The organism is Anaerotignum sp. (genome assembly GCF_031981185.1).
Classification (GTDB): domain Bacteria; phylum Bacillota; class Clostridia; order Lachnospirales; family Anaerotignaceae; genus Chakrabartyella.
On the sequence record NZ_DALYUL010000046.1, the window covers coordinates 1 to 9945 of the forward strand.

The following is a 9945-nucleotide window of genomic DNA, read 5'->3' on the forward strand; positions in this document are numbered from 1 at the left end:
GCTTCGTCACTATCATACAAAAGTATAATGTCCTCGGCGAATTTTTTCAGGGCACGGGCATGCTCCTGATTGAAAGCCGTTCCCAATGCCGCAACCACATTATGAAATCCAGCTTGATAAAGAGAAATCATATCCATATATCCCTCTACCAATATAAGTTCCTTTTTACGGGCGGCTCTGGCAAAATTCAAACCGTATAGGTTTCTGCTTTTGCTAAACAAAATTGTTTCCGGAGAATTTAAGTATTTTGGTTCCCCTTTCCCAATGATGCGTCCGCCAAAGCCAACAACTCTGCCTTGTGGATCAAAGATGGGAAACATCAACCGTCCACGAAAACGATCGTGATATCCATTTTTCTCTTTATTCTCAATAACCAAACCGCTTTGCAACATATCCTGAATGGAGTACCCCTTTTCCTTCAAATGCTCCATTAAGGCATTTCGTCTTTCCGGTGCATAGCCTAGGCCGAATTTACGGCTGATATTAGGCTGTAGCTTTCTTCCTTCCATATAGCTGCGGGCAACAGCGCCTTCTTCACTTTGCAAAACCTCGTGGTAAAACCGCCCTGCCACACTATGGATTTCAAACAGCCTTGCTTTCAGTTGTTCCGCCGCCAAAGCTTGTCCGCTCTTTTCCGGCTCCGGCAGAGCAATATGTACACGTTCTGCCAAATTTTTTAAAGCCTCGGGAAAATCGCAGTTTTCCATCTCCATAACAAAGCCGAAAACATTTCCAGCAGCGCCGCACCCAAAGCAGTAATAAAATTGTTTTTCGCTGTTGACGGAAAAGGATGGAGTTTTTTCATTGTGAAACGGGCAAAGTCCGAAATAAGTACCGCCTTTTTTCTTTAAAGGAACATACTGAGAAATCACCTCAACGATATCGTTTTGCAAACGAACCTCTTCCACGATTTCACGGGGATAGTGCACAACCAACACCTTCCTTTTTCCCTTCGCTTTTCTATAAACAGTCCAAAAGGAAGTGAACCTTTCCCTGCACTTCCTTCTCCAGTATAATAATTCGACAGAAGCTTCAAAATTCCTTTCGCTAACCTTTATTTTGTATATATGCCCAAAAATTTATGAAAAAATGACATCATTTTATAAAATTACATCCATCAATCAAAGAAACTGCTTTTCGGGGGCACAATAACCCTATGTTTATGGGATTTTCTTCCTTGTAAGAATCATCCATTAAATCCTGATTAAATTCATAGAAACAGACAAATTAGTAACAATCCTCACAGCTTACTCCACTCTTTTGGAATAAACAGCTGAGAATATTTTGCAACTGCAAAACGATCCGTCATGCAAGCAATATAATCACATGTCACCTTCCAAACAGGTTCACCCTCTTGCAACAGTTGTAAGAACTCACCTTCCATCACCTCGGGATGGGCGATATAATATTCATATAAATCTCCAATAATTTTCTCCGCCTTTTCGTGCTCCTCTATAGCAACCCGACTCATATAAACTCTACGAAACATAAATTCTCTTAAGTTTATCAGAGTTTCCCTCATTTGGCTGCTCATATGAATTTCATGGATTCCCGAGCTGTTAATAATAGTATCCCGAATCATAGCATTAATACGGCTGCTGGAGGTGGTGCCAATCAGGGCCACAATCTCCGAAGGAATATCCTGAGGCAAGAGCATTCCAGCCCGCACCGCATCATCAATATCATGGTTGGTATAAGCAATTTTATCGGAAAGCTGAACTACCATTCCCTCCATGGTTGAAGGGGTGCCGCTTGTGCGATGGTTTAAAATGCCATCCCTCACTTCCCAAGTTAAATTCAAGCCTTCTCCATTTTTCTCCAATCGCTCAACCACTCTTAAGCTCTGTTCATTATGAGAAAAACCACCATGCCCTTCGCAAAGCTTGGAAAGCTTTCGTTCACCGGCATGACCAAAGGGGGTATGCCCCAAATCGTGTCCCAAAGCAATGGCTTCTGTTAAGTCCTCATTAAGGCACAAAGCCCTTGCAATACTCCTGGCAATTTGGGCAACTTCTAACGTGTGGGTAAGCCGTGTGCGATAATGATCGCCTTCCGGAGAGATAAACACCTGGGTTTTGTGCTTCATGCGTCGAAAGGATTTGCAGTGAATAATTCGGTCTCTATCCCTTTGAAAATCTGTACGAATGTCGCATTTTTCCTCAAACCGCTCTCTTCCTTTGGTGTCCACGCTTTTTTTCGCATATTCTCCCAGCAGTCTTTCCTCTCTTACCTCTTGCAAAAGTCTCAGCTCCATGCTATCCCTCCCTTTGGTATATCTCCTCATCTTGTTCTCTCTTATACTAGAAATATACGAGATTATCTGCAAAAATCCTCTTTTACGCTCAGGAAAGTTATAATAACGCGTATTTAAGGCATTTTAGCACATACCAGAGACACTGTTATGCCTCCCTACAAAGAAATGAGCCACCCCATTTTAGGATGACTCTCATTTATATTCTTCGTTTTATAAAAGTATGCTAATTCAACTGCATCTTTTCAATTTTAGTTTCTAAATTAATATGTGCCAGCCATCTCAATCCGGCACTTTCCCACTACCACCGTATTCTGTGTATTTTTTCCCTCGCACCTGCACGAATTCCAACTCAGGATAACGCAGAGCTGTTAAATAGCCACCGTAAACACAGCCCTGATCAATATCCACAGTATTGTGCACAATACGAGGCCCTTCCGCAACGGTGTGACCATAAACCACGAATGTCTTTCCGTGATAATCTGCCGCCCAATCCAGACGAATGGGCTTCCCGTTGTTTTCAAACACCCCTGTGGTTTCTCCATATAAGCATACTGCCCGAATTTTGTTTGAAAAGCGCCCCATAGACTCCTCACGCAACCCGCCATGGACAATTGCCAGCCTGCGCTTGTCCAGCAGTAAATAATAACATTGGCTTTCATAACAACACATAAAGCGATTGCGAAAAGCAATTCTTTCTTCCTTGGGTAGCCTTTCAAATTCTTCAACAGTTTTTTCTATGCCATGGGATAAACGAACCTTGTTTCCTAAAAAGTAGCGGTAAAGCTTGTTGCAATGGTTTCCATGAACCCAGAAAGCACCTGCATAAGCCACCTGATCCATCCAAAATTCCAATGCAGCTATATTCTTAGGCCCTTTATCTGCCACATCACCCACAGAAATCATTCTTCTGCCCTTTGGGTGAAAATATGCTTGTCCTCTTTTTTCATATCCCAAATTGACCACAAGCTCCATCAGCTCATCATAACAACCATGGACATCTCCGATAATATCAAATTTATTTTCTCTGAATTCTAAAATACGGAAGTTTCGTTCCCGATGCTCTCTCATACCGTCATTCCACTCCTAACCTTCTTTCTTACTATATCATAAAAAAGTATGCGGGTGAAAAAAAAGAAGAAAAATATTGCCCATTTGATCATATATTTAATAAAACGACATTACGGAGGTAATTCCATGTATCATAATCCAAATTTACCATATCCCTTTTCTTCTCGTACTTGCGGACGCCCCATGCATCAACGTCCTACACCTGCATCAAACTGGGTAAATATCCCTACAAATTGTAATGAGCCACCTACTTGTAGAGAACAGCCTGTTTGTGAAGAGAAACCCGTCTGTAAAAAGCAACCGGTGTGCGAGGAGAAACCCATTTGTAAGGAGAACCCTCAAGTAAAAAACTGTCAGCCTCAACCTTCTCAGGTATGTGAAAATCCCTGCTGTCACAATCCTGTAACAGAAGACAATCTTACTTGTCCACCTCCCTGCAACAATTCCTGTTGCAACGGAAATCAACTGATCTTCATATTGTTGATACTATATTTGTTTGGAATGAATTAATGCCCAATATTCATATCTGCCATACCTGTTTTTAGCATCAAAAAAGCCCGCTGTCTTGCAAAGCTTTTGCAGATACTACAGCAGGGCTTTTTTATTTTTTCAGCAAAATTCTAAGTGAACTAGTATATTAAAAAACGCAAAAAGCGGTATTTGCAAACGCAAACACCGCAAGAAACTTATGTAACAAAAAATCAGAGCTTTTTCGGTAGAAATTTAATAGCCCATCATGGACATTACTTGAATCATCCGCTCCTGCTCTTCCTTTGGCAAGCTGGCACTAACTGCCGCCAAAAGCGCCTTTTGCTGATCTTCAGGCAATTTTCCGCCCTCCGCCAGTCGCTCGCCAAACTCCAACAATACATCTAGTCGTTCCATTCCTGTTTTGCCCCGGCTTTTTTCTGCCGCTTCCCGAATCAATTTTAGTCTTTCTTCCCCTAATGCCTGTACTTCTGGGATATCCCAATCTTTGCTCACGATTGCCCCTCCTTGTGATCCATAATATTTCTAATTTCCATGATTTTGAGCATAGTATCTATTTGCATTTTATCTTGTGGTGCCAAATAAGGTCTTACTGCCTGTAGCAAGTTATGCCTGCGGTATACAGGGTCCTCCTGCTTTTCTCTTGTTTCCAGCTTTGTCCCCTCTAGCACCCGCCTTATTTCCATAAAACGCGCTATCACAAAAATATTTTTTTGAAATTCCATATCCAAAAATGGAATGGCAGAAAACAAAATGCTTTCTCCCTGTGTAGTGCCAAAGGGTGACTCTTGTACAGAAGCTTCTTTCACTTGAATGTCCTGAGGCTTTTGCTCCTCCGCACTCCCAAAAAGACGACGCAGCCGCTCTACTTTTTCCATCATACGAAGGGCATCGCTACCTTCCGTGCCCATCATTGTGCTCAAAAGCTTCATCTGATCGCCGTTCAATTTATCCTCCATTTCACACCTCCCCCAACAAGCCTTTTAAAAAGATATGATGAACAGAAAGAAAAAATACCTTTGCCTATTCCCAAAAACTCATTTTCACATATTTTAATAGAGAAAGAAAGGAGATGTTTTACCATGTCTTTTCCAAATTATTCGTCCCAAAGAGGCGAAGCCAAAACCTCTCCTGAAACCCTTTTCACAGGAAAGGGAATCGGTATTGCCTTCCTGGATACAGGCATCTCTCCCGTTGCGGATTTTATTTCACCGGTCTATAGAATTGCCGCTTTTCGAGATTTTGTAAAGGGAAAAAAAGAGCCTTATGATGATAACGGTCACGGCACCCATGTGACGTGATTGAACATGTAAGTCTCAATATAAAAAGTTGCGTTTAGGAAAACGAAGAGCCCTCTTTCTTTTGAGAAAGAGAGCTCTTCCGGAGTTCAATATGAGTCTCAACTATCCTAAGATAGGGGACACCTTAAATCAATAATAGTAGAACATACAAATTGCAGCAAATAAGATAACCGCGCAATCAAGCAGACGATCCTTTGCCTTATTTACAAAAACCATAACCCATAACTTCCTTTCTCCTGTTTCACCTTAAGATAAGACGTTAGGCAAGAACATAGAGATTGCCGGTACATAAGTAATTAACAACAATGCGACAATCATCAGAACCAAGAAAGGTATAATACCCTTTATGACATTATCCAACGTGGTCTCACCAACACGTGAGGCGACAAACAAGTTTACGCCCAGAGGAGGTGTGATGAAGCCGATTGCCAAGTTAACTACCATGATAATACCAAAATGTGTTACGTCTACGCCCATTGCTGTTACCACAGGGTACAAAATAGGCGCCAAAATCATAATTGCACACAATGTTTCCATGAAACAACCAACAATCAACAACAATACGTTGATTAACAAGAGAATTACAATCTTGCTATCTGTCAAAGATGTTAAGAAGGTTGCTACCGTTGTAGGGATACGTCCCAATGTAAGTACCTTGGAGAAACCGGCAGCACAACCAATAACAATCAAAATGGTAGCTGTTGTTTCACAAGCATTCTTTGTAACATTCAATAAATGCTTGAAATCCATTTCTTTGTAAACCAGACAGCCGATAATCAAGCTGTAGATTACAGATACAGCCGCTGCCTCTGTTGGTGTAAAGATACCACCATAAATACCACCCAGAATGATGATTGGGGAAAGTAATGCCCATTTTGCATCCCAAGTTTCTTTCAATGCTCTTTTTACAGAAAATGGTTCGGTATCGCCCTTATAACCCATTTTTTTTGCATAGAAATAAGCATAGCCAATCAAAATTAAACCAATGATAATACCTGGGATAAAGCCTGCCATAAACAGCTTACTTACAGAGCTGTTCGTGGTAACGCTGTAAACAACCATAGGGATGCTGGGAGGGATAATAACACCAATAGAGCCTGCCGCAGCAATCAAAGCTAATACAAACTTTTTGTCATAGCCTTTCTGAAGCATAGTAGGAACAACCATACCGCCTACCGCTGCAACAGTTGCAGGGCCGGAACCGGAGATTGCCGCAAAGAACATACAAACAACTACCGTTACAATAGCCAAACCGCCTTGTATACGTCCAAAATAAACGTTAGCAACATTCAACAGTCTACGTGAGATGCCGCCACCGCCCATTAATTCACCGGCAAAAACGAAAAACGGAATCGCCATAATGGGGAAAGAATCTGCACCAGTTACAAGGTTCTGTGTAATAAATCCAAATGTCAACTGTTTTGTGTATAAAATATATGATAATGATGCAATACCCAATGAAAAGCCGATGGGAACGGTCAAAACCAAGGATACGATCAGTGCACCAAAAACAACAAGAGCAATACCACTTGTCATGCTTCTGCCACCTCCTCATGATTCTTAATCGCTTTTATTCTTCTTAAAATACATTGAAGTTGGCGAATAGCAGTTAAAACAAACCCAATCAAAGGTGCCGCATACACATACTGCATAGGAATACGCATAGCAGGAGATAACTGGCCGCTCCATGTGATTTTATTGAATACTGTAACCGCTGTCACTGCAATAAATACAGAGAAGCCTAAAACAATCAATTCGCTAAAAATTTCGATATAAGGTCTTAGTTTCTTTGGATACAGATTAATCGCCGCATCAATGCGAATGTGCTTTTCACGACGAGCAGTATAGCTTACTGCAAAATAAATCAGCCAAATAAACATATATCTGGACAATTCCTCTGACCAAACCAAGGAATTCTGGAATACATAACGCATGATTACCTGAATGAAAATAATGATACTCATTAAAAACATCAAAGGAATGATAAAAAATTCTTCCAAATGATCATTAAAGAATTTCATTTTCTTGCCTCCCCTCTTAATTACGAAGCTGACCCTTCAGCGGGATATTTTGCTTTCGCCTTTTCTACCTCGCTATACAGTAAGTCTACGACTTCCGGATTAGTAACTTTTTTGTAAGCCAAATCTTTAACGCCAACGCATGCAGCTTTAAACTCTTCCACTGCTTCCGGTGTTAACTCTGTAAAGGTCATACCGGGGTAGTTTTTGATGTTTTCCAGTGCTGCTGCTTCGTATTTGGAACATCTTTCACGCTCATAATTTACAGCTTCTTTAGAAACCTTCATTACGATTTCCTGTTGTTCCGGGTTCAGCTTTTCAAATCTTTCCTTACTCATCAGAATCAGATAAGGGGAGTAAATATGCTTTGTGTAAGTATAGAATTTTTGTACTTCACAAAACTTTGTCTGCCAAGTTAACTCTGCACCATTATCCTGACCATCTACTGTATGCTGCTGTAATGCAGTAAACAATTCAGTAAATGCCATAGGTGTAGGGTTTGCTCCATAGCTCTTCCACTGTGCCAACTGTAATTCGTTCTCCATAATACGGATTTTCAACCCTTTCAGGTCAGAAACCTTTTCAACCTTACGATCAGAAGTTGTTAAGGTTCGGAAGGAGTTTTCCTGGAACTGTAAAAGTTTAAATCCTTTATCTTCAAGACCTGCAGCAAGGGTATTCCCCAAAACGCCGTCAAGTACTTCATACACTTGTTGCTTATTATCATATAACCAGGGAATATCTAAACAAAAAATATCATTACTAAAAGATGCTACCGTTGCATTTGTAGCCAATACGATATCATAATTCCCAAATTGACAGCCTTCCAACAATTCACGCTCGCTGCCTAAAACGTTATCTGTATAGATATCACAGCTTAATGCACCGTCGCTTTCCTGCTCAAGACGCATTTTAAAATACTTTGCTGCGTCAATTGTTGCAGGTGCATTACCTAACGCATAAATAAAACGATAGCAATCAGGCTTCAGTTCTACGCCTGAATCAAAATTATCAGGCTCAACCTTTGTCTCCACAAAACCCGTGGGTGTTGCAGGAGCATTGGAATCACCTGTTTTTGTATCCTGAGGCTTTTCCCCACAAGCAGTGAGTCCTAGCGCCATAACTGTTGCCAATGCAGCAGCTATCCCTCTTTTCAACATAGATTTCCCTCCTAAATATTGAACAGTTTCCGGTTTTCTCTCCCCAAAAACAAAAAAAAAGCGTTTTTGGAATCATCTTTTGTTGTACTTGCTATGTAGCCCGGCCGAGGATACAAGATGATTACTTCACAAAAAAACTTCTTTTTAAAACAATTAATCATCTTTTTCTATTATAAATATTCATTTTTTTATAGTCAATCCGTAATTAAGACGAATAAAAGTCTCTAAAACGGTAATTTCAAATCCTATTTTCATTATATTTTACTGAAATTTTAATCTTTATACCATATTTATACTATAGTCTAATAGAATTGCACAAAAAACAAGGTCTGATTTTGTGATCACACAAATCTATAATAGCTAATAAATGTTGCATTTCTAAAAATGAATGTTTCATTTTTTTGGTTTTTTCTGGATATTTAAAGCAAACCCCTATTTTTTCATGTTTTCCGGAGAAAAAGTAGATTTTCTTTATTTTCTGCTGTATAATCTTTTATGGGGAAAAGATGAAAAGCAGTAACTTAATCATGAACGTAAGGATGGGGAACGATTAATGGAGGAGAAAAAAGAACAAACATTAGAAAACAAAAAAAGTACATTGGCAAACCAAATTTACCAAGAGTTAAAAGACAGCATCACAAAAAAAGGTTATTCACCTGGGGAAAAATTGAATATTAAAGAATTGGCGAGAAAGTATAACGTAAGTGATACGCCTGTGAAACAGGCACTGCAACGTTTGGCCGATGAGAAAATGGTTATCAACATACCCAATAAAGGTATGAGCGTCCGTGCGCTGACTCCTCATGAGTTAAATGACATATTTGATATGCGCTTGATGATGGATACCTTTTTTACCAAAGACATTATTTCAACCTTGAACTATAATGATAGCCTGCGTCAGCAGCTGGTTGACAGCCTTGAAGCACAAAAAGCATTTGTTCAGGCCTGTGAATCATCTCTTCATCCGGAAAGTTATTTTTCTATGGATATGGAGTTTCACACCTTATTTCTAACTGCGTCAGGAAATCAAAAAGCAGTTGATGTATTTATCAACTTACAGCCTTTTACCTACGCATCGGGTACATACCTGAATCAGCCCCATACTAGGGACTGCGAATGCGTCAATGAGCATGAAGAAATTCTGAAAGCAGCATTTGCTGGAGATTTGGATGGATTAAACCGTGCAGTGAAAACCCACATCGAAAATTCCAGACGTGCCTTGCAACTAATTTTTAAAGTAAATCAAATGGTTAGCCACTGAAAAAAACACTCATTAAAATTTTTGCTGTAAAAAGGTCGCACAATAAGAGGTCTCTTATGTGCGGTCTTTTTACATTATATATATGTTAATTTCATAACATACTCTTAGTCAAACAAAGGTATAACTTTGTACCCTCACCGGGTAACCTTTGCTATGATTATGAGACTACCCAATTATGCAGCCTCTTATTCAATTACAACACTCTCCAACTTTTGTTTCATTTCTGATGTGGCTTTTGGAATATCCACTGCTGCAAATATGGCTGAAACCACAGCAACACCGTCAATGCCCGTTCCCCTAAGCTCCGCCACATTATGATTGTTAATCCCTCCAATGGCAACAATGGGTATCTTTACCGCACCACAAATGGCCTTTAGCTCATCAAATGTCACAT

The 9945-nt window shown here is 40.0% G+C and carries 12 protein-coding genes; 3 read left to right on the forward strand and 9 right to left on the reverse strand.

Annotated elements, in window-relative coordinates; translation table 11 throughout:
* From dnaG to RTK36_RS15905, 3 genes are all read right to left on the reverse strand, one after another.
* On the reverse strand, positions 1-929 hold a 929-nt coding region (gene dnaG, locus RTK36_RS15895; RefSeq protein WP_312048203.1), incomplete at its 3' end, for a DNA primase.
* 311 nt (positions 930-1240) lie between these two features.
* Positions 1241-2254 (reverse strand): deoxyguanosinetriphosphate triphosphohydrolase, encoded by a 1014-nt coding sequence (locus tag RTK36_RS15900; RefSeq protein WP_312048204.1) that lies wholly within the window; start codon positions 2252-2254, stop codon positions 1241-1243.
* 279 nt (positions 2255-2533) lie between these two features.
* Entirely contained in the window at positions 2534-3322 is a 789-nt protein-coding gene (locus tag RTK36_RS15905) for a metallophosphoesterase (RefSeq protein ID WP_312048205.1), read from the reverse strand.
* 126 nt (positions 3323-3448) lie between these two features.
* On the opposite strand from RTK36_RS15905, the gene RTK36_RS15910 reads away from it, so the two are divergent.
* The gene (locus RTK36_RS15910; RefSeq protein ID WP_312048206.1) at positions 3449-3832 is read left to right on the forward strand and encodes a hypothetical protein; all 384 of its coding nucleotides are present in this window, start codon (positions 3449-3451) and stop codon (positions 3830-3832) included.
* Positions 3833-4045: 213 nt separating this feature from the next.
* On the opposite strand, the gene RTK36_RS15915 is transcribed toward RTK36_RS15910, so the two are convergent.
* Together RTK36_RS15915 and RTK36_RS15920 are read right to left on the reverse strand one after the other, a co-directional pair.
* Positions 4046-4306 (reverse strand): hypothetical protein, encoded by a 261-nt coding sequence (locus RTK36_RS15915; protein WP_312048207.1) that lies wholly within the window; start codon positions 4304-4306, stop codon positions 4046-4048.
* Positions 4303-4770, reverse strand: a complete 468-nt coding sequence (locus RTK36_RS15920; RefSeq protein ID WP_312048208.1) for a hypothetical protein — start codon at positions 4768-4770, stop codon at positions 4303-4305. The genes RTK36_RS15915 and RTK36_RS15920 overlap by 4 nt, the downstream gene beginning before the upstream one ends.
* Positions 4771-4893: 123 nt before the next feature.
* Here RTK36_RS15920 and RTK36_RS15925 point away from each other — a divergent pair, with 123 nt between their 5' ends.
* The gene (locus RTK36_RS15925) at positions 4894-5112 is read left to right on the forward strand and encodes a hypothetical protein (RefSeq protein WP_312048209.1); all 219 of its coding nucleotides are present in this window, start codon (positions 4894-4896) and stop codon (positions 5110-5112) included.
* Between the two features lie 246 nt (positions 5113-5358).
* Here the strand turns inward: RTK36_RS15925 and RTK36_RS15930 are convergent, their stop codons facing one another.
* Genes RTK36_RS15930 through RTK36_RS15940 form a run of 3 tightly spaced genes read right to left on the reverse strand, consistent with a single transcriptional unit; the run spans position 5359 to position 8290 of the window.
* Positions 5359-6648: a TRAP transporter large permease gene (locus RTK36_RS15930; RefSeq protein WP_312048210.1), complete on the reverse strand. Its 1290-nt coding sequence runs from the start codon at positions 6646-6648 to the stop codon at positions 5359-5361.
* On the reverse strand, positions 6645-7133 hold the full coding sequence (locus RTK36_RS15935; RefSeq protein ID WP_312048211.1) for a TRAP transporter small permease: 489 nt from the start codon (positions 7131-7133) through the stop codon (positions 6645-6647). The genes RTK36_RS15930 and RTK36_RS15935 overlap by 4 nt, the downstream gene beginning before the upstream one ends.
* A 20-nt stretch (positions 7134-7153) precedes the next feature.
* A complete protein-coding gene (locus tag RTK36_RS15940) occupies positions 7154-8290 on the reverse strand; it encodes a TRAP transporter substrate-binding protein (protein WP_312048212.1) in 1137 nt (378 codons plus the stop codon).
* A gap of 553 nt (positions 8291-8843) precedes the next feature.
* On the opposite strand from RTK36_RS15940, the gene RTK36_RS15945 reads away from it, so the two are divergent.
* A complete protein-coding gene (locus RTK36_RS15945) occupies positions 8844-9551 on the forward strand; it encodes a GntR family transcriptional regulator (RefSeq protein ID WP_312048213.1) in 708 nt (235 codons plus the stop codon).
* A 185-nt stretch (positions 9552-9736) separates the two neighbouring features.
* On the opposite strand, the gene RTK36_RS15950 is transcribed toward RTK36_RS15945, so the two are convergent.
* On the reverse strand, positions 9737-9945 hold a 209-nt coding region (locus tag RTK36_RS15950), incomplete at its 5' end, for a thiamine phosphate synthase (protein ID WP_312048214.1).